Below are 19,232 nucleotides of genomic sequence, written 5' to 3' on the forward strand. Positions count from 1 at the left end.
CCGTCCGGGGAGGCAGGCGGTAGACTCCCCCGCGTGAAGTTCGGGCAGAGCGTGAAGAGGAACGGGGCGGCGGCCGCAGTGGGCCGGTTGCTGCTGATTGGCGTGGGCCTGCTGGCCGGAACGGCGCTGGCGCGGCCCACGGCCATCGGGGGGCTCCGGCAGAGCGCCGGGGTGGATTCAAGGACGCTGGGCGGCGCCGAGATGCTGGCGGTCTGGACCCTGCCCCGGCTGGGGGTCGCGGTTCGCAATGACCCGCTGGACCTGCGGCTGCTGCTGGGCAAGCGGGAGTTGCGTTACGCGCCGGGCCGGGGCTGGACCGCGCTGGGCTTCACGCTGTCCGGCACGCTGCCCGCCCCCGTGACCGAGGGCGGCAGCCTGCACGTGCCGCTGCGGGCGCTGGAACTGCTGGGGGTCCGGGTGCTGACCGACACCCCGGGCCTGCTGGGCTTCGCCGCGCCCACCAGCGTGCCCACGGCGACCCTGCTGCCCTCGGACGGCGGCCCTGAACGCCCGGTGGTCCGGCCGCCAGCGGCGTCGGCACCGTCTGCTGCCCCCGCTCCTGTCTCAGCCCCTGCGCCCCCAGCGTCTGCTCCCTCACCAGCCGCGTCTCCGACGCCCGCCGCGCCCGTGCCCACTGCGCCGACTCCGGCACCGCCCCTGCCCGTTCTCCCACCCGTCCCGGCACCCCCCTCCCAGACCCCCACCCCGCCGCCCCTGCTGCCCAGCCTCAGCGTGCCCAGGGTGGCCAATCTGGACACGGTGCGCGTCAGCCGGACTCTGTACCGCACGGTGGAGGTTCAGCGGGTGGTGCTGGACCTGAGCGCCCCGGTTGCGCAGACGGTCTCACGCGAGACCGGCGGGCTGGGTGTGTTCCTGCCGGGCGTGACCGTGACCGGCAGCCAGCAGACACTGCCGGGCGGCGACGTCCTGACCCTGGCGCAGACCGCAACCGGCGCGGCCCTGCGGCTGACCACCCGGGGCGGGCGCAGCGAGATCTTTACCCTGGACGAGCCCTTCCGGGTGGTGATCGACACCACCACCTACACCGACGCCAGCGTGCCGCCGCCCCTCAATCCCGACGCTCTGCCGCCCGGCGTGACCTACCACAACAGGGGCCTGCTGCACCTGCTGAGCTTCGATCCGGCGCTGTTTCAGCCGCGCGTGATCAGCGCCCCGCTGGGCCGGTCGCTGGCGGTGGCCGATCTGGTGAAATCGGTGGGCGGCGTGGCGGGGGTCAACGGCGGGTATTTTGACCCCCGGAGCGGCCTGCCTGTCGATCTGGTGGCGACGAACGGCCTGATGACCGCCGGCAGTCTGGAAAAGCGGGCCACCGTGGGCTTCACGGCAGGGGGCGAGGCGCTGTTTGGCTACCCGCGCCCGCGTTACGTCCTGAGCGGCGCCTTTGGCAGCGTCACGGTCAACAGCGTGCGGGCCGCGCCCAACGCCGCGCTGCTGACCGCCTTCGTGGGCGACGGCAGGACGGTGGTGGGCGGCACGGGCCTTACCACCCTGCTGCTGGCCCCCGGCAGCCCCAGCGTGACCCGCGCCGTGACCGGGACGATCATCGCGCCGGCCAGGACTCTGGCCTTTACCTTTGACCCGGCGCGTTTTCCGGCGCTGCCCCAGGCGGCGGGCGCAGCCGTGCAGGTCACCCTCAACTGGCAGGCCACCGACGCCCCATGGGCCAACGCCCTGGACGCCCTGAGCGCCGGGCCGCTGCTGGTGCAGGGCGGGCGGGTGGCGCTCGACCCGCGCCGCGAGGGCTTCAACACCGCCGCCGGCGTGTGGCGTGCCACCCGGCAATCCGCGCTGGGCACCGTGGGCGGGCAGCCCACCATCGCGTATTTCGAGCACGGCACCCCCGAGGCCTTTGCCGCCGCCCTGGCCGGGGCCGGCGTGCGCGACGCCGTGCGGATGGACAGCGGCAGCAGCGCCACCGCCTACCTGCAGGGCGGCTACGCGGGGCTGGGCGCGTATCTGAACACGGTCTGGAGCCAGCCGGTGCCCAACGCCATCGTCTTCGTGCCGCGCGGGGTGGCGGGCAGGAAGTAATTCCTCGCCAGAAACAGAATTCGACTCTGAAATATAGCTAAAGACAGAATTGACTCTCCAGTCGTACACTGGTCTTCAGACCGCCGTTCGCGGGGCTGGAGGGGGGCAGGATGAGGAAGGACCGGTTCATCGTGTTGCGGCAGGCCACCGGAACTGGAGGTGGGGCCGGGATCAGCGGCGCACTGCCTCCCCGCATGGGTGTGGGGCCGGAGGCTGCCGCCGCACCGTCCATGACGCTTGAGGCGCACATGCTCGACGCCCGCGAGGTCCCCAGCCTGCTGCAGGAAAAGAATGTGCGGGCCGTCGCCCCCAGCATGCCCATGCGCCTGATTCGCCCGGTGCGCCGCTCGGACGTGTCCGCCACGGCGCCCGGCCCCACCTGGGGCGTGCAGGCGGTGGGGGCCGACCTCAGCCCGTACAGCGGCAAGGGCGTCACAGTGGCGGTGCTGGACACTGGCATCGACCCCGAGCATCCCGCCTTTGCGGGCATGACTCTGGTGCGGCGCGACTTCACGCTGGAAGGCAGCGACGCCGACGACGGCGTGGACGCCGAGGGCCACGGCACCCACTGCGCCGGCACAATCTTCGGACGCGATGTGGACGGCCAGCGCATCGGGGTGGCGCCGGGGGTGGAACGGGCGCTGATCGGGCGGGTCCTGGGGGCGAACGGCAGCGGCAGCAGCGAGGGCATTGCGCGGGCGCTGACCTGGGCCGTGCAGGAAGGGGCGCATGTGGTCAGCATGTCGCTGGGCATGGACTTTCCGGGGCTGGTGGCCGAACTGATCCGGCGCGGCCTGCCCGCGGAACTGGCCACCTCGCAGGCGCTGCTGGACTACCGCGCCAACCTGAATCTGTTTGCTGCGCTGGCCGCCTACGCCCGCAGCTACGGCGGCGACACCACACCCACGCTGCTCATCGCCGCTTCCGGCAACGAGAGCCGCCGCCAGCAGAACCCCGAGTGGGAGGTGGGCGTCGCGCCCCCGGCCACCGCCGACGGCTTTATCTCGGTGGCGGCGGTGGGCCTGGGACCGGACAGGAAGCCGCGCGAGGGCCTTGTGGTCGCGCCGTTTTCCAACACCGGGGCCACCCTGAGCGGCCCTGGCGTGAACGTCGTCTCGGCCAAACTGGGCGGCGGTCTGGTGCAGTACAGCGGCACCAGCATGGCCACGCCGCATGTCGCGGGGGTGGCGGCGCTGTGGTTTCAGACCCTGATGGCTGCCGGCGACCTGACCCGCCGCAACGTCGAAATCCGCCTTCAGGGCAGCGCCACCCGCACCCCCCTGATCGCGGGCGTGGACCGGTTGGATGTGGGGCTGGGGCTGGTGCAAGCTCCGCAGGAAACGCAGCCGTAGCTCAGCAGGCGCAGAGGCCCTACGCGCCCACCTTCAGCAGTTCCAACAGACGCAGATACGCCTGCGCCGTCACCTGCACGTCACCGTAACTGCGGTGGCGGCCACCAGGGGCAAAGTTCAGGCCCAGACGTTCGGCCAGCACCGTCAGGTTGTGGGCACGCTCGCGGGGAAAGGCCCGGCGCGACAGTTGCACGGTGCAGTATTCCGCTGCCGGTTGCCACACCAGCCCGTGCCGCCGGGCATTGGCCCGCATAAACCCGCTGTCGAAGCCAATGTTGTGCGCCACCACCGCCGAGTCCCCCACAAAGTCCAGAAATTCGGGCAGCACCTCGGTCATGGTGGGGGCGTGGCGGACCATCTCGTTGCTGATGCCGTGGATGCGCTCCACGCGCCAGGGAATCAGCAGCGGCTGGCCGGATTCGCCCACCGGGCGCACCAGGGTCTCGTATTTTTGTGACTCCTCGACCCGGCCATTCACCACCCGCACCGCGCCAATTTCCACGACGGCGTCGCGCTCCGGCGAGAGCCCGGTGGTTTCCAGATCGAAGACGACGACATTCACAGTGGCCAAGGTAGCGCGGGAACCGGGGGACGACGGGCAGATGCGGCAGGGAGTGTGGGAACAAGCGTCATCCCTCAGCCGTTTCCCCCGTTTCCAGCCCCATCAACGCCTCCACCGCCTCCTCCTTGCCCTTGGCCTCCACCTCGATCCACGGCACATCGGCGAAGGCGGCGGGCAGCTGCGTGATCAGGTGGCTGTGGCGGCGGTCCTGCGGGCCCTCGATGCCGTTGGACAGATGCACCACCTGCCACTCGGGCGGGCTCCAGGTGGCGCGGGCCCTGAGCACCCACTCGCGCACGGCGGGGTGGTCCTGATCGGGCAACCTGTCATGGATGACGTGATGGTGGCCGTCGTAGACCATCGGCACGCCCGTCGCCTCGCACACCGGCAGCAGGTCGGCAGGGCCGTAGGCACGTTCGTCGTTTTCCAGGCCCAGGCGCAGGCGGGCTGCGTCGGGCAGGTCAGGAATCACGGCCGTCAGTTCGGCGGCGCGGCCCCCCTTGCCGCCGTGCAGCAGCAGCAGGTTCCAGGGGCTGCGCGTCAGCCCCAGGCCGTCCATTACGCGGGCGTGAGAGGTCAGGGCGTGCACGCTGCGGACCCGCACGTCGGGGGTGTCGCTGTTCAGAACAATGAACTGTTCGGGGTGCATCAGCACGCGGATGCCGTGATCCACGAAGGCCTGCCCCGCCGCCCGCAGCTGGGCCGCCAGCGACGTGAGCACCGCTTCCCCGGTGTCGTCGCCGATCAGGTCCAGCATGGGAAACAGACTGGAGCTCATGCGGTACAGCCGGATGCTGCGCGCCGCGCAGAAGTCGGCGGCCCCGCGCAGTCTGGAGATGTTGTCGGTGTACAGGTCCAGCAGCTTGGCCTCGCGCTCCGATGGCGACAGCGCCCGGTAGCGGCTGAGGGTCACGGTGCGGAAGCGGACCTCCGGCCCCACCGTCAGGCACACCAGCCCGTAGGCGGGGAGGGCAGGCGCGGTCATGACGCCGCCTTTGCCGCCGCACGGCAGCGGTCCGAGCAGTACCGGACACTGTCCCAGTCGCGCTCCCACTTCTTGCGCCAGGAAAAGGGCAGCCCACACACGGGGCAGACCTTGCTGGGCCGCTCGGAGGGTTTGCGGCCACCACCGAACGTCTTCTTCTGCGTCTTAGTAGGCATGGTCCAGCCCCAGTGCCGAGAGCGTGAGCCGCGCCAGACCGGCGGGCGAGTCCTGCCGCGTGACGTGCAAGCTCAGCACGTCGGCCTCGTCTGGCCCCGGCGGTTCCAGGGTCTGCAGCTGCGATGGCAGCAGATCGGCGTGGGCGTAGTGGCCGCCGCGGCTGTGCAGGCGTGAGCGCAGGGTCTCGGGCGGCACCTCCAGATAGACGAACCGCACCCCCGGCACGCGCAGCATGTCGCGGTAGCGGCGGCGCAGTGAGGAGCACGCCAGGATCACCTCGGGCCGCCGCCGCAGTTCGGCGCGCAGCTGCTGCAGCCAGGGCTGACGGTCCGCGTCGCTCAGGCCCAGTCCGGCGGCCATCTTCGCCCTCGCCTCCGGGGTGTGGTAGGCGTCACCGTCCAGAAACGGCCAGCCGGTCCGGGCGGCCAGCGCCTCTCCCAGTGTGGTCTTGCCGCTGCCGGACACGCCCATCAAGATCAGTCTCATCCTCGCCGTTCCATTGGCTCCAGTCTGCCGCAGGGGGCCTGGCGGCAGACAAGAACCCCGCGTACAGACTCTTTATGCAGTCCCGTTTGATGCAGGGTGCACGGAGCGGGTCAGGCCAGCCAGGTCAGGCCAGTGCCCAGCTGGCGTGCCGGAGACGCACGGCGAACAGGGCCGCAATCAGGTACTTCGCCAGGATGTCGGCAAAGATGATCTGCGCGATCTCGCCGCCCGCCATCAGGCCCCAGAAGGCCAGCAGGTTGAACAGCACCGAGTCCAGCGGCACGCTGACCGCGTTGCTGGCCAGCACCCGTGTCCACCAGCTGCGGTGGATCAGGCGCTGATAGACGGCGGTATCGGCCAGTTCGCCGGCCAGGATCGCCAGGAACGACGCACCGATAAAACGCCACTCGGTGCCGGTCAGCAGCGCCGCCAGCGTATTGATCAGCAGCGCGGAGGCAATGGCGATATACACGGCGGGCAGACCGCCTGCGCGGTGGATGCGGTCCCGCAGCGTGAACACGGCGGCAAAGAAGATGGTGCCGACGCTCAGCAGGCCGTACACCGGCAGTGGAATGAACTTGTTGAGCGTGATGTTGGCCGCCAGAATGCTCAGGGCGTACAGCGCGATCAGCAGCAGGGGCAGCGGGGCAGGGCGTCCCCGGACGGTGAACTGGTTCATGGTCTGACCTCCGGCCTGGGCGACTGCAAAGGTCACGGGCCGCCGGCCAGGGTAGCAGACGTGCCGCCTGAAAGACGGCGGTCAGACCCGGCGCGGCACACTGCGGCGGTGCGCTCCTGCCTTCTGCTTTTGCCCCTGCTGCTGACGGCGCCCCCCGCACACGCGGCGGCCCGGACCCCGGCTTCCGGTCTCGTGCTGTCCGGCATGCCGCTGATCCGCCAGAGCTACAACGCCTGCGGCCCCGCCAGCCTGACGCAGGTGCTGCGGTACTACGGCCTGGACGCGGACATGAGGGCGGTCAGCCGCCTGACCCGCCCGTCGGACACCTCGTACATGACGGCGCAGGCAATTCTGGACTTTGCGCCGCGCGTGGGCATGGAAGCGCGGCTGTACGCGGGCGGCTCACTGAATACCGTGCGGGCCGCCATCCGCAGCGGCGTGCCGGTGATCGCGCTGCAAACCTACGTCAGCCCCAGCGGGCGGCCCATTCCCCACTGGCGCGTGGTGGTGGGGTACAACGACAGCACCCGGCAGACCTACCTGATGGACCCGCTGCTGGGTTACGTAGCAATGGACTACGACGACTTTACCCGTGTGTGGGCGGACCACCGGGGCCAGTTCGCGCTGATGTACCCGCCGAAGCTGTCAGCCACCGTGAAAAAGGTGATCGGCTAGGCCAGCAGCAGTTCGGCGGTCTGCTCAAGGCTGAGCTTTGAGGTGTCCAGCACCCGCCACCCCGCAGCGCGGTACCCGGCGGGCGGCATGGCCGGATGCAGGGCCGCGATCATCGGCACCAGATTCTGGGTATCGAAGTCCTTCCCCGTGCGGGCCGCGTTGCGCGCCTGGGTCACCTCCAGCGTGGGGCACAGGAAGACCGGGCGAACGTCCAGTCCGTCCCAGTGGACGCGCATGGCTTCCAGATCGGCGGGCCACAGCACGTCGTCCACCACCACCGCGAAGCCCGCCTCGGCATACAGACGGGCGTGGAAGGCGGCGGCGCGGCGGGCCAGCGTGAACTGCCGGACGGCCTCCGGCGGGTGATCCAGGCTGGGCGGCACCAGCCCCGACACCACCAGTTCGCGCAGGTCATCCACCGGCAGGTGCAGGCCGCGCGGATACTGCCGCAACAGGGCGCGGGCCACGCTGGATTTGCCCACGCCCGGACAGCCGGACAGCACCCACACCGGGCCGCTCACCGCTGCGCCTCCTCCTGCAATTTTTCGGGCACCGCGCCCGCCACGCCCCGGTAGGCCGCGCTGGTCATCCAGTAGCGTTCCAGCCAGCGCTTGAGCAGCGTGGCGGTGGGGATGGCGATGATGGCCCCCACCGGCCCCGCCAGCGCCAGCCCCACCAGCAGCGCGATCAAGATGGCCGCCGGGCTGAGACTGACCACCCGGCCCATGATCAGCGGCCCCAGCACGTTGCCCTGCAACTGGTTAATGACGAAGAACAGCGCCGCCACCAGCGCGATGGTCAGCCCGCCCTGCGGAATGGCCTGCAACATGGCGGCCACGGCGGCCAGCACGATCCCGATGTACGGCACCAGGCTCAGCAGGCCGCTCAGGGCGCCCAGGGCCAGCGCGTTGGGCACCTTCAGCGCCAGCAGCCCCAGGGTGGACAGCAGCGCCCCGGTCAGCATCAGCAGCAGCTGGCCGCGCAGGAAGCCGCCGAAGCTCTGGCTCACGTCCTCGGCCAGTCGGCGTACGTTGGGCTGCGACTGGCGCGGAAAGACCCGTAGCAGGCTGGCCCCCACCCGCTCGTAATCCAGCATGAAGTACGCCGCCAGCGTCACGATAAAGCCCAGCTGTCCCAGCCAGCCCACCAGATTGGACAGGGTGTTCAGCACGTTGGGCCCGGAGTTCAGCAGCCGCTCCAGCAGCGGCCCGGCATTCTCGGTGATGTTGCTGGTCTGATCGTCGATGTAGGTGCTGACGCTGGCCTTGAGGCCCTGCACGCCCGGAATGCTGTCCAGCCGGTCCAGCACGTTAAAAAGGGCGTCTTTCAGGTTCACGGCGATCACCGGAATCCCGGCGATCAGCCCGGCAACCTGCTGGCTGAGGGTCACGATCAGCAGCGTGGTCAGCCCCAGCGCCACCAGAATCAGCAGCAGCACCCCCACCATGCGCCCGACCCTACGGCGCTCCAGCCATTCCAGAATCGGATTGACCAGAAAGGCCAGGCCGTAGGCGGTCAGCACGGTCAGCAGCACGCTGGCCAGCAGCTGGCTGCCCCACAGCAGGGCGCGGACGGCCAGCACGGTCAGCACCGCGTAGAAGATCAGGCGCACCAGCGGCAGGGCCCACAGCCGCCGGATCAGGTCACGCACGTCGCGCGCCGCCCGCCAGTCGCCCGCCGGCGGGCGCGGCGCAGAGGGAGGCAGCTGGGTCATGCCCCCCATCCTGCCACTTCAGCCGGGCCAGCAGACACGTCCCCACCGGAGGGGGCGGGGACGTGAAGAAAGTCTGGAGGGGCGGATCACTCTGGCGTCTGCGTCAGGCGGCGGCCGGCACCGACTTCGGCGGCTCGCGGCGGCTACCCGCCTTCTGCCACAGGTAGACCAGCGCGATCAGGCCCAGCGCGACCAGATTGACCAGCACATGCGTGGGAATAATCAGCATGAACGAGGCCACCAGCAGCAGCAGCGCCTGCAGGGGATTGGTCTTGCGGTGCAGGAAGCGCATGGTGGCGGCGCTGAAGGCCACCAGCCCGATAAAGGCGAACAGAATCATGAAAATTGCGTCGCCGAAGCCCAGCCCGCTCAGCCGGTTGTTGGCGATCAGCAGCAGCTGCGGGTTAAAGAACATCATGTAGGCCAGCAGCGCCGTTCGCAGCTCGTACTTGAAGGCCTGCACGCCCGTCGCCACCGGGTTGCCGCCGCTGATGGCCGCCGCCGCGAAGGCCGCCAGCGCCACGGGGGGCGTGCTGTCGGCCATGATGCCGAAATAGAACACGAACATGTGCACCGGGAGCATCTGCACCGGATTGCTGTTGTCCAGCCCCGCGATCTTGGCGATGATCGGCACGATCAGGGCGCTCATCAGGATGTAGTTGGCGGTGGTGGGCAGGCCCATGCCCAGGATCAGCGCAATCAGCTGCGCCATCATCAGCACGATCAGAATGGCCCCGAACCCGGCCACAGCGGTGGCGTCCAGCCCCGGAATCAGGCCTGCCACGCTCAGGATGAGGTTGCGGACACCGTCGCTGGCCAGCTGAACGATGTCGGCCAGCCCGAAGCCCAGCCCGGTGATGGTCACGATGCCGACGATGATCCCGGCGGCGGCGGTGGCGATGGCGATGCCGATCATGCTCCTGGCCCCGCCCTCGAAGGCCTCGATCAGCTTCCGGCCACCGTCCAGCAGCCCCTGTCCCACGCTCAGGCCCTTGCGGCTGCCGAAGTAGACCTCCTGAATGAACATCATGACGATCATCATGAACACGGTGTTCAGCGCCACCCGCTCTGGCGTGGCCTCCGGGTTGATGGTCAGCGTGCCGATCAGGTACACCAGCGGAATCAGGTAGTACCAGCCTTTCAGGAGGGTCTGGCGCACGCGCGGCAGTTCGTTCCTGGGCAGGCCCTTAAGGCCCAGCTTCAGCGCCTCCAGATGGACGACCACCAGCAGCGCGCCGTAGCACAGGAACGCCGGAATGGCCGCCGCCAGAATCAGCGTGCGGTACTCGATGTTCAGGTTCTGCGCCATGATAAAGGCCGCCGCGCCCATCACCGGAGGCATCAGCTGGCCGTTGCTGGAACTGGCAACCTCAATGGCACCGGCCTTCTCGGCGCTGTAGCCCACCCGTTTCATGGTGCCGATGGTGATGTTGCCGCCCGTGACCACGTTACTGACCGCCGAACCGCTGATGATGCCGTTCAGCGCGCTGCTCAGGACGCTGGCCTTGGCCGGGCCGCCCCGGAAGCCGCCCAGCGCTCCCTGCGCCACGTTCATGAACCAGTCGCCCGCGCCCAGCTTGTCGAAGATGGCCCCGAACAGCACGAACAGAAAGACGATCTGCGCCGAGACGCCGATGGCTGTGCCGAAGATGCCCTCCGTGTTGGCGAACAGCTGGCCCACCACCTGCGGCCAGGTCTGTCCGGCATGCAGCTGCAGTTGCGGCCCCAGGTCGCCCCGGATCAGGCCGCGCGGCCCGGTCAGGGCGTACAGCATGAACACCGACGCCACGATGGGCATGGCGATGCCGATGGTGCGCCACGCGGCCAGCAGCAGCAACACCACCATGGCGCTACCGATCCACACGTCCACGTTGGTCAGGACGCCGCCCTGCACCGTGGCAATCGAGGGATACTGCAAGATCAGGTAGATGGCGGTGCCGGTAGCCAGCAGGCCCAGCACCCAGTCGTACCACGGCACCCGCGTCTGCGGGTTGCCGGGCGTCTTGCGGAAGGGGAACACCAGATACCCCAGGCTGAAGGCGAAGGCCAGGTGAATGGCCCGCAGCGTCAGCAGATCGATGTTGCCCACCTGTGCGGCGTACATCTGGTACAGACACCACGCTACGGCGATCACGGTCACCAGCGTCTTCTGCCCGCCGAACAGCTTGCGGCCCCCCGTCTCGGCGGCCTCCACCATTTCCAGGGCGCGGCGTTCGCCCTCGGTCATCTCGGTGCCCGGCGGCTCCAGGCTGGGGTCACTGCTGATTGGTCTTGTTGGATCACTCACTCTCTGCTCATCTCCTTTCGAAAAGGGAAGGGGTCAGCCTCCCTGCGTGTGTTTGGCTGACCCCCTCCGCTAACCTTTGAGTGATCTTACTTGACGCTGAGCCCCTGCTCCTTGAAGAACTTGACCGCGCCGGGGTGCAGCGGGGCGGGCAGGCCCTTAATCGCCTTGGCGTAGGAGAAGTTGGTGCCCAGGGCCGGGTGAATGGCCTTGAGCGCCTTCTCGTCGCCGAACGCGGCCTTCATGGCCTTGTAGATGGTGTCCTCGCTCTCGTCGCTGGTGGTGACCAGGGTCGCCTGCACCGCCACGCCGGGCACGGTGACGTCGATGCCCCGGTAGCTCTTGGCGGGAATGTTGAAGCGCACGTAGAAGGGGTACTTCTTGAGCAGGCTGGCGGCCTGGTTGCCGGCCACAGGAATGAGTTTCACGTCCACCGTCTGGGCGATCTGGGCGATGGCGCTGGCCCCCACACCCACGGTGTAGAACAGCGCGTCGGCGCGCTTGTCCTGCATCAGGCTGATGCCCTGCGAGGGCGAGACGCGCAGCGCCTGACCGAGGTCGTCGAACTTCAGGCCGTAGGCTTCCATGACCTGCGCGGCGGTCTGCTCGGTGCCGGACCCCAGATCCCCGATCACGACCTTCTTGCCCTTCAGGTCCGCCATGCTGTTGATGCCGGAGTCCTTGCGCGCAATGACATGCAGCACCTCGGGGTACAGCACGGCCATGGTGCGAATCTTCTTGTTGGCCTTGCCCTTGAAGGCGTCCAGACCCGTGCCGGTGTAGGCGTAGTACACCACGTCGTTCTGGGCCACGGCGGCGTTCAGTTCGCCGGTGGTCATGGCGTTCATGTTGAACACGCTGCCGCCGGTAGAACGGGCGTTGGCGCGGATGCCGCCCGCGTCGTTCATCATCTTGGCCATGCCGGTGGCCACCGGAAAGTAGACGCCCGTGGTGCTGCCGGAGCCGATGGTCAGGAAGGTGGTGCCCTGCGCCAGGGCCACGCCGGTAAACAGGGCGGCGGTGCCGAGAACAGCGGCGGTCATGAACTGCTTGTTGCGTATTTGCATGTGAATCCTCCGTGAGAGCGGTCCTGCAGCGGAAGCAGGCCAGATTGGACGTTGAGAGTTGAAAAATCTTAGCACAGGGCATGAATTGGACGCGCTTCCATGAAGCCCGGTCAGCTTCGTCCAGGTTCTGGGAGCCGGGTCTTGCTTGCGCCCTGCGGGCACCGACTCGTTCGGACGCGTGCCCTCGGATAGAGTTGGGGGCATGACCTCTGTCGCCAAATCCAGCCCCACGGGTGCGCCGATCATCCAGGCCGAGAATGTGCAGAAAAGCTTCGGCAGCTTCCAGGCCCTGAAAGGCGTCAACCTGAGCGTGCGGGCGGGCGAGGTGGTGGTCATTATCGGGCCGTCGGGCAGTGGCAAGAGCACCTTTATCCGCACCATCAACGCGCTGGACCCGCACGACGGCGGGCAGATCACGGTGGACGGCATTCCGCTGAACGGCAAGGGCAACCTCGACGCTATCCGCCGGGAGGTGGGCATGGTGTTCCAGTCGTTCAACCTGTTTCCGCACCTGACCGTGCTGGAAAACATCACCCTGGCCCCCACCCGCGTCCGCAAGACCAGCAAGGCCGAGGCCGACCGACGCGGCCTGGAGCTGCTGCGCCGGGTGGACATCGAGGAACAGGCCCACAAGTACCCGGCCCAGCTGTCGGGCGGCCAGCAGCAAAGGGTGGCCATTGCCCGCGCCCTGGCCATGGACCCCAAGGTCATGCTGTTCGACGAACCGACCAGCGCCCTGGACCCGGAGATGATCAAGGAAGTGCTGGACGTGATGAAGGACCTGGCGCGCGGCGGCATGACCATGCTGGTGGTGACCCACGAGATGGGCTTTGCCCGTGAGGTGGCCGACCGGCTGCTGTTCTTCGATGGGGGCAACGTCGTGGAGGACACCACCCCCGAGGAGTTCTACAACAACCCCCAGCACGAGCGGGCCAAGCAGTTTTTAGGGAAGATTCTGGGGCACTGAGGGGCACTGGCACCGCCGCCTGAGCAACCCAGGAGATATTTAATCCCACGCTTCCGGCAGCCCACTGCCCTCCTCCCCCAGCTCCAGCAGCCACAGGGCGTCACCGGGGCGCAGGTGGGTCAGGGCATCGGTGCGTGGGCCATGCAATTCCCGCAATAACGCCCATCCCTTCTCATCTTCCTCCAGAGCCCGCCCCAGCGCCCGCCACACGCCCGCGTGGAAGGGGGCCAGGGCCGGGTCCGCCAGGGCTGCCCGCAGCCAGCGCAGGGTCTGGGGGCCATCGTCGGCCAGGGTGGCGGTGGCCTCCAGGGTCAGCAGCTGTGCCTGCAACCCAGGATCGGGGGCGTCACCCAGCCCCGGCTGAACGCGGCGCAGCAGGGCGTGGGCGCGGTTCAGCTCGGCCAGGGCGTCGGCGGGGCGGCCCAGGCGCACCTGCACTTCGGCACGCATGGCGCGGGCCTGGGCCTGCTCGTAGGGGTGGGCGGCCAGGGCCAGGGCGCGGTCCACTGAGGTCAGCGCCACCGCCGGATCGGGGTCCGCCAGTGCCCGGCTCAGGTGCATGTCGAACAGCAGGATGCCGTCACGGTCACTGCTGGTGACGGGCTGGTCGATCAGACCATCGAGCAGGCTGCGGGCCTGCCGCAGATCAGGATGGTCGCGCGCCGGGCCCAGCAGCGGTTGCAGGTACGCGCCGCCCAGCCCGCGCGTCAGGTAGACCAGGGCCACCCGGTAGCGGGTGCGGCGCTGGCGGTACTGCACCTCGGCGGGGCGGGCGCTGCGGCCGCCAAGCAGGGCCAGCGCCTGCACTGAAGCCGCCAGCGCGTCGTCCGGGCGGCCCAGCGCCAGCAGCACCGGCAGGGCCTCCGAGAGCAGGCGGGCGCGCGGCACGTGATCGGCATGGCGGCGCGGATCGGGGGGCAGCAGCGCCAGGGCGCGGCCCAGGGTGACGTGCGCCTCCTGCACTCGGCCCAGGCGGCGCAGGGCGGTGGCGCTGCGGGCCAGCACACGGGCCCGTTCCTCGTCACCCGCCCCCGCCGTTTCCAGCCGGGCTGCAGCGTCGCGCAGGGCGGTCAGGGCGGCGGCCGGCTGGCCCAGGCGCAGCCGCAGGTCACCTTCCTGGTAGCGGGCGCGCGCCGAGAGCAGCGGGCTGGAAGGCGGCACCGAGGCCAGGGCACCCAGCGCCTCGTCCCAGCGCCCGGCGTCCTTGGCGATCAGCCCGCGCCACAGCCACGCCCGCGGCCCGCCTACCGCTGCCCGCGGATCGGCACTATCGCGGGTGGCAGCGTCCAGATCTCCGGCCCAGCGGGCCAGGGCCGCGCGCAGCAGCAGCGCGTCGGCGCAGGCGGCCACGGCCCACGGCCCCCGGGCGGGCGCGGCCGCCGAGAGCAGGCCGGACACGTCCGGATGGGCCAGCTGTTCGGCGGCGGCGTCCATGTTTCCAGCTTCCAGGCTGCTCTCGGCCAGCTTGACCCGCGCCCAGGCCCGCACCGTGGGCCGCGCGGCCTCCAGCAGCGTGAACAGCGCGTCGCGCAGGCCCGAATCGTGGTACTCGCCCCGGCCCGCGTGATGCCGCACCACCGCGCCGGCCAGATCGTCGCGGGCCTCGTCCGCCGCGCCGTGGCGGATGGCCGGCCACAGCGGCGGCAGCCAGCGCGCGTCGTCCGGGTGCGCCCGCACCTGGGCCGCCAGCGCGGGCCAGTCCTCCAGGGCCGCCAGCGCGGCGAGACGAACGGGCCGCCCCTCCCCCTCCCCGGCGGCCGACAGACCGGCCAGTCGCGCCAGCGCCCCGGCCCGCGCCGCCCGGCCCACCCCGGTCCAGGCGGCGCGCAGGGCCGGCGTGGGGGTCCAGCCCAGCGCGTCGGAACCGGCCAGCAGGGCGCGGGCGTGCGGGGGCAGCTGCCGCAGTTCGGCCCCCAGCGCCGCCCGCAGCAGCTCGGGGGACCACGCGGCAGCGGGCGCGTGTGGCGTGCTGGCCTCCAGGGCTGCCGTCGCCGCGGCCAGCCGCCGGATGTCGGGGTCCGTCAGCAGCTGCGGGCCGTCCGTCCCGGCCCCGCCACCACGCAGGCGCACCAGCAGGCTCAGGCGGTCCAGATGGCGTCCGGTCTCGGCCACCAATAGATCGGCCTCGGCGCGCGGCACGCCCAGGCGGGCCATCAGGTACCCGCGCGCCTCGGCGGGGGTGGGCGGGTGCAGCGCGATAACCTCGGGAGGAGGCGCAGCGGGAGACACCGCCCGCAGATCGTCGGCCGAGGCCAGTTCCAGTGCCAGCAACACCGCCAGCCCCGGCGGCGCGGCGTGCAGCAGGTGTTCGGCGGCCCAGCGCGCGGCAGACACCGCCGAACCGTCGGCGCTGCGGGGCGGGCCTCCGGCGAAGGCCAGATCGTCCGTGACCCGCACCAGCAGCGTGCCGGACGCCGGAAAGGCGCGGCGCACGGCCTGCGACTGCGCTGCCGCCAGCTGCGCGTAGGAGGTGCCGGGCGCGGCTTCCAGTCCCAGCAGTCCGGCCACGTCACCGGACAGGAAGAGCCTTTTGACCACAAGCCCCGACTCGCGTAGCGTCACGTCCAGGCTGTCGAGCAGCACGGTCTTGCCTGCGCCTGCCCGGCCCGTCACGATCAACCGGGGTGCCCGGCCCGCCCGCACCCCGGCCAGGAACTGCCGGTAGGCGCGTTTCTTGCTGCGGCCCAGCAGTTCCAGTTCGGCAGGCAGCGGGGTGGAGGCAGGGGCAGCCGGGGCGGCGGGCAGCGGGCGGCCCACCTCGGCGGCCAGTTCGGCCAGGATGGCCCTAAGGGTCTCGCGGTCCGCCGCCGTGCCGATGTCGCGGTAGATGATGTTGCGGACCGCCGTGGCCCCGGCCCCACGCGCCCGCATCTGGGTTTCGAGCCAGCGCAGGCTGCCGCGCCGCACCCCGGCCGCGCCGCCGCCCGCGCCGGGGGGCAGGTGGGCGCGCAGGTCAGCCAGCACCGCTTTGTAATCCACGATGCCTCCCACGGTAGCACCCCCCGGCAGACAAAATAGACCCGGTCTAGAAAAGGGCCGCGCTGGCGTACCTGACGGTTTCATCAGCAACCCCACGCGGGGCTGTGTATACTCGGCGCAGCCTTCAAATCCATCCCCCACCTGCAGGCCACCCGTGTGGCCCCCCGGAGAACCCGTATGCGCAAATCCATCCTGACCACCCTTACCCTGAGCGTTGCCCTTGCGGCAACCGCCGCCCACGCCCAGAGCCAGCAGGCCGCCCAGGCCCTGTACGACTCGGGGAAGTGGCAGGAAGCGGCCCTGGCCGCCGCCGCCCTGAACACCAGCGCGGGCCTGGCCCTGGCTGCCGAGGCCACCACCGGCGGGGCCAGCCTTGTGGCCGACGCCCAGAAAAAGGCCCTGTTCCAGAAGGCCCAGGAGTACGCCACCAGCGCGATTGCCAAGGACAGGAACAATGCCGAGGCCTACTTTGAGCTGGCCCGCGCGCAGGGCCGTCTGGCGCAGTTCTCGGGCATCCTGCAGAGCCTGGGGCTGGCCGGCGACATGAAGAAGAACCTGGATCAGGCCATCGCCCTGAACCCGAAGATGGCCGGGGCCTACGTGGCCCTGGGCCTGTGGCACGCCAGCCTGGACGAGAAGGGCTTTATCGCCCGCCGCGCCACCGGAGCGGACCGCAACCAGATTGCCCCCAACTTCGAGAAGGCCATTGCGCTGGAGCCCAACGTGGCGGTCCACCGCATCGAGTACGCCAACGCCCTGATCCTGCAGAAGAAGCCGGCCGAGGCCGCCGCGCAGCTGCAGAAGGCCGTGACCCTGCCCGCCGAGACCTTCTGGCAGAAGCGGGACCTGGAAAGCGCGAAGAAGACGCTGGCCGGCCTGAAGTAAGGCACAAACGGGAGAAACAGCCGGGGCGCGGGACGCGGTGGGAGTGTTTTCCCCGGCGTCCCGCGCCCCGGCTGCTGGGGCAGCAGTGTCGCCTGCCGGCCTCCCGCCCCCCGGTTCCTCACGCCGCACGGCCCGGCACGCTAAATTGAGGCCCATGATCGCCTACAGCGAGGTCAGCGCCTTCACGCGCACGCCGGGCCAGGGCAACCGCGCCGGGGTGGTGCTGGACGCCGCCGAACTCAGCGAGGCCGAGATGCGCGAACTCGCCGCCTTCCTGGGCGCGTCCGAGACCGTGTTTGTTACCCGCCTGGGCCGCTCCGCCGTGCAGGTCCGCTACTTCACGCCCACGCAGGAGGTCGAGTTCTGCGGCCACGCCACGCTGGCGCTGGGGCTGATGCTGGCCCAGGCCGGGCACTGGCGCGGCGGGGCCCTGGAACTCGAGACCCTGGCGGGCCGCGTGCCGCTGCGCCTGATCAGCGAGGCGGGCGTGCCGCATCAGGTGTGGATGCAGCAGCAGCGGCACGAGACCCGCCCGCTGCCCACCAGCCTGCGCGCCGAACTGGCCGAGGCGCTGGGCATCGACGCCCGCATGATCCACCGCGGCCTGCCGATGGCCGCCGCGAGCACGGGGCTGTGGAGCGCCTTTGTGCCGCTGCTGGACCCGCTGATTCTGGATGCCCTGGAACCTGATCTGGAGCGCATCGCCCTGCTCAGCGGGGCGCTGGAGGTGGGCAGCGTGTACGCCTACGCGCCAATGGGTGTCAACCGCTTCGCGGCGCGGGACTTTGCCCCGGCGCTGGGCATCCCAGAAGACCCGGTGACCGGCAGCGCGGGCGGCGCGTTGATGGCCCTGCTGGCGCACGGGGGCCGCCTGCCGGTGCGCGCCGGGCGGGCCTGCGGCGTGATCTACCAGGGCCACGCCCTGGGCACTCCCGGCGAGGTGGAGGTGGAGATTGAGATGCGCGGCGACGCGGTGGTGGCCGTGCATGTCGGCGGATGCGCGGTGCTGGAGCGCGAGGGCCTGTGGAAGCGCCGGAGCGGCCGGCAGCCGGACTGAGCCACTCAGCGGGGGAAACTGCGCTGCATCCCCGGCCAGTGCCGCCCGCCGTCTATCCGCCGCCGCCCCGGCCCGCCGCCCAGCCCCTAGACTGCCGCCCATGCTGGGACTGATTTGCGTGGATGTGGACGGAACCTTGATCGGCACGGACAACACCGTGCGGGATGACGTGTGGGCCGCGCTGGCGGACGCCCGGGCGCGGGGGGTCCGCATCGCGCTGTGCAGCGGACGGCCCGCCATCGGCAACGCGCTGGAATACGCGCGGCGGCTGGACCCCGACGGCTGGCACGTGTTTCAGAACGGAGCCAGCGTGGTGCGTGTGGACTCGGGCGAAAGTCTCTCCGAGGCCCTGCCGGAAGGTGCCCTGCCTATGCTGACCGCCCGCGCCCACGCCGAGGACCGCCTGCTGGAGGTCTACACCGACACCGAATTCGGCGTGACCAAACCCGGCACGCTGGCCGCACGCCACGCCGCGCTGCTGGGCGTGCCGTACCACCCTCGCACCCCCGAGTCGCTGGTGGGCACACGGGTGCGGGCGCAGTGGGTGGTGCCGCGCGAGCAGGAAACGGCGGTGACGGCTGAGCCGCATCCAGGCCTGGACCTGCACCCGGCAGGCAGCCCGGCCATGCCCGACACCATGTTTATCAGCATCACGCGGGCAGGCATCAGCAAGGGCAGCGCGGTGCGGCGGGTGGCAGCGGAATACGGCCTGGGCATGGACCGCGTGATGATGGTGGGCGACGGCGAGAACGACGTGAGCGCCATGCGCGTGGTGGGCCATCCGGTGGCGATGGGCAACGCGGACCCGCCGGCCCTGGCCGCCGCCCGCTACACGGTGGGCCACGTCGACGCGGGCGGTCTGCTGGAGGCCGTGGGCTTGGCACTGACGCTGTAAACGACTAGATTTGCGGGAAATGCTGGAGACCGCCCAACAGACCGTCGAGCTTGGCGCGCGGGCCATCGCCTCGCTGGCCGAGTTCTCGGCAGCGGTTGTGATTGCCGCCGCGATTGTCCAGGCGCTGTGGCGTTCGGTCCATGCCCTATTTCTGCCGCGCGACGCGGCCGCCAACGACGAGGTCAAGCAGAACCTGCGCCTGCAACTCGGCCGCTGGCTCGCCATTGCGCTGGAGTTCCTGCTGGCCGCCGATATCCTGCTGACCGCCATTGCCCCCACCTGGGAGGACATCGGCAAGCTGGGAGCCATCGCGCTGATCCGCACCGCGCTCAACTACTTTCTGGAACGGGAGATCGATGCCAGCCGCCGCACCAGGGACCAGCTCAAGGCGGGTGAGGATGGGGCGTAGGGCGGCC

At 70.2% G+C, this 19,232-nt stretch carries 18 protein-coding genes; 8 read left to right on the forward strand and 10 right to left on the reverse strand.

What is annotated here, in order from left to right; translation table 11 throughout:
• Positions 1-33: 33 nt before the first annotated feature.
• The gene (locus IEY31_RS01400; RefSeq protein WP_308424300.1) at positions 34-2,052 is read left to right on the forward strand and encodes a phosphodiester glycosidase family protein; all 2,019 of its coding nucleotides are present in this window, start codon (positions 34-36) and stop codon (positions 2,050-2,052) included.
• Between the two features lie 110 nt (positions 2,053-2,162).
• Positions 2,163-3,404, forward strand: coding sequence for a S8 family peptidase (locus IEY31_RS01405; protein WP_188968271.1), 1,242 nt, complete (start codon positions 2,163-2,165; stop codon positions 3,402-3,404).
• A gap of 19 nt (positions 3,405-3,423) precedes the next feature.
• Here the strand turns inward: IEY31_RS01405 and IEY31_RS01410 are convergent, their stop codons facing one another.
• The 5 genes from IEY31_RS01410 to IEY31_RS01430 all read right to left on the reverse strand — a co-directional run bounded on the left by IEY31_RS01410 (position 3,424) and on the right by IEY31_RS01430 (position 6,293).
• A complete protein-coding gene (locus IEY31_RS01410) occupies positions 3,424-3,966 on the reverse strand; it encodes a 3'-5' exonuclease (protein WP_188968273.1) in 543 nt (180 codons plus the stop codon).
• Positions 3,967-4,033: 67 nt separating this feature from the next.
• Entirely contained in the window at positions 4,034-4,951 is a 918-nt protein-coding gene (uvsE, locus tag IEY31_RS01415; protein WP_188968275.1) for a UV DNA damage repair endonuclease UvsE, read from the reverse strand.
• Positions 4,948-5,127, reverse strand: coding sequence for a DUF2256 domain-containing protein (locus IEY31_RS01420; RefSeq protein WP_188968277.1), 180 nt, complete (start codon positions 5,125-5,127; stop codon positions 4,948-4,950). Before IEY31_RS01420 ends, uvsE begins: the two co-directional genes overlap by 4 nt.
• Positions 5,117-5,614 (reverse strand): gluconokinase, encoded by a 498-nt coding sequence (locus tag IEY31_RS01425; RefSeq protein ID WP_188968279.1) that lies wholly within the window; start codon positions 5,612-5,614, stop codon positions 5,117-5,119. Before IEY31_RS01425 ends, IEY31_RS01420 begins: the two co-directional genes overlap by 11 nt.
• Before the next feature lie 124 nt (positions 5,615-5,738).
• Complete coding sequence (locus tag IEY31_RS01430) at positions 5,739-6,293, reverse strand: VUT family protein (RefSeq protein WP_188968796.1); 555 nt, start codon at positions 6,291-6,293, stop codon at positions 5,739-5,741.
• 108 nt (positions 6,294-6,401) lie between these two features.
• On the opposite strand from IEY31_RS01430, the gene IEY31_RS01435 reads away from it, so the two are divergent.
• Positions 6,402-6,968, forward strand: coding sequence for a C39 family peptidase (locus tag IEY31_RS01435; RefSeq protein WP_229723243.1), 567 nt, complete (start codon positions 6,402-6,404; stop codon positions 6,966-6,968).
• Here the strand turns inward: IEY31_RS01435 and IEY31_RS01440 are convergent.
• From IEY31_RS01440 to IEY31_RS01455, 4 genes are all read right to left on the reverse strand, one after another.
• Positions 6,965-7,489, reverse strand: a complete 525-nt coding sequence (locus IEY31_RS01440; protein ID WP_188968281.1) for an AAA family ATPase — start codon at positions 7,487-7,489, stop codon at positions 6,965-6,967. The two genes, IEY31_RS01435 and IEY31_RS01440, sit on opposite strands and share 4 nt — an antisense overlap.
• Positions 7,486-8,682: an AI-2E family transporter gene (locus IEY31_RS01445; RefSeq protein WP_188968283.1), complete on the reverse strand. Its 1,197-nt coding sequence runs from the start codon at positions 8,680-8,682 to the stop codon at positions 7,486-7,488. The genes IEY31_RS01440 and IEY31_RS01445 overlap by 4 nt, the downstream gene beginning before the upstream one ends.
• 103 nt (positions 8,683-8,785) lie before the next feature.
• The gene (locus IEY31_RS01450) at positions 8,786-10,909 is read right to left on the reverse strand and encodes a TRAP transporter permease (protein WP_188968800.1); all 2,124 of its coding nucleotides are present in this window, start codon (positions 10,907-10,909) and stop codon (positions 8,786-8,788) included.
• Positions 10,910-11,055: 146 nt separating this feature from the next.
• The gene (locus IEY31_RS01455; RefSeq protein WP_188968285.1) at positions 11,056-12,033 is read right to left on the reverse strand and encodes a TAXI family TRAP transporter solute-binding subunit; all 978 of its coding nucleotides are present in this window, start codon (positions 12,031-12,033) and stop codon (positions 11,056-11,058) included.
• A 202-nt stretch (positions 12,034-12,235) separates the two neighbouring features.
• On the opposite strand from IEY31_RS01455, the gene IEY31_RS01460 reads away from it, so the two are divergent.
• Positions 12,236-13,000, forward strand: a complete 765-nt coding sequence (locus tag IEY31_RS01460; RefSeq protein WP_308424301.1) for an amino acid ABC transporter ATP-binding protein — start codon at positions 12,236-12,238, stop codon at positions 12,998-13,000.
• A 39-nt stretch (positions 13,001-13,039) separates the two neighbouring features.
• On the opposite strand, the gene IEY31_RS01465 is transcribed toward IEY31_RS01460, so the two are convergent.
• Positions 13,040-15,979, reverse strand: a complete 2,940-nt coding sequence (locus IEY31_RS01465; protein WP_229723244.1) for a tetratricopeptide repeat protein — start codon at positions 15,977-15,979, stop codon at positions 13,040-13,042.
• A gap of 177 nt (positions 15,980-16,156) precedes the next feature.
• On the opposite strand from IEY31_RS01465, the gene IEY31_RS01470 reads away from it, so the two are divergent.
• From IEY31_RS01470 to IEY31_RS01485, 4 genes are all read left to right on the forward strand, one after another.
• Entirely contained in the window at positions 16,157-16,864 is a 708-nt protein-coding gene (locus IEY31_RS01470) for a tetratricopeptide repeat protein (RefSeq protein ID WP_188968287.1), read from the forward strand.
• Positions 16,865-17,018: 154 nt separating this feature from the next.
• Complete coding sequence (locus tag IEY31_RS01475; protein WP_188968289.1) at positions 17,019-17,921, forward strand: PhzF family phenazine biosynthesis isomerase; 903 nt, start codon at positions 17,019-17,021, stop codon at positions 17,919-17,921.
• 100 nt (positions 17,922-18,021) lie between these two features.
• Positions 18,022-18,816, forward strand: a complete 795-nt coding sequence (locus tag IEY31_RS01480) for a Cof-type HAD-IIB family hydrolase (RefSeq protein WP_188968291.1) — start codon at positions 18,022-18,024, stop codon at positions 18,814-18,816.
• A gap of 19 nt (positions 18,817-18,835) precedes the next feature.
• On the forward strand, positions 18,836-19,225 hold the full coding sequence (locus IEY31_RS01485; protein ID WP_188968293.1) for a DUF1622 domain-containing protein: 390 nt from the start codon (positions 18,836-18,838) through the stop codon (positions 19,223-19,225).
• The last annotated feature ends 7 nt before the right edge of the window (positions 19,226-19,232 follow it).

Source organism: Deinococcus aerolatus (assembly GCF_014647055.1).
In the GTDB taxonomy this organism is placed as follows: domain Bacteria; phylum Deinococcota; class Deinococci; order Deinococcales; family Deinococcaceae; genus Deinococcus; species Deinococcus aerolatus.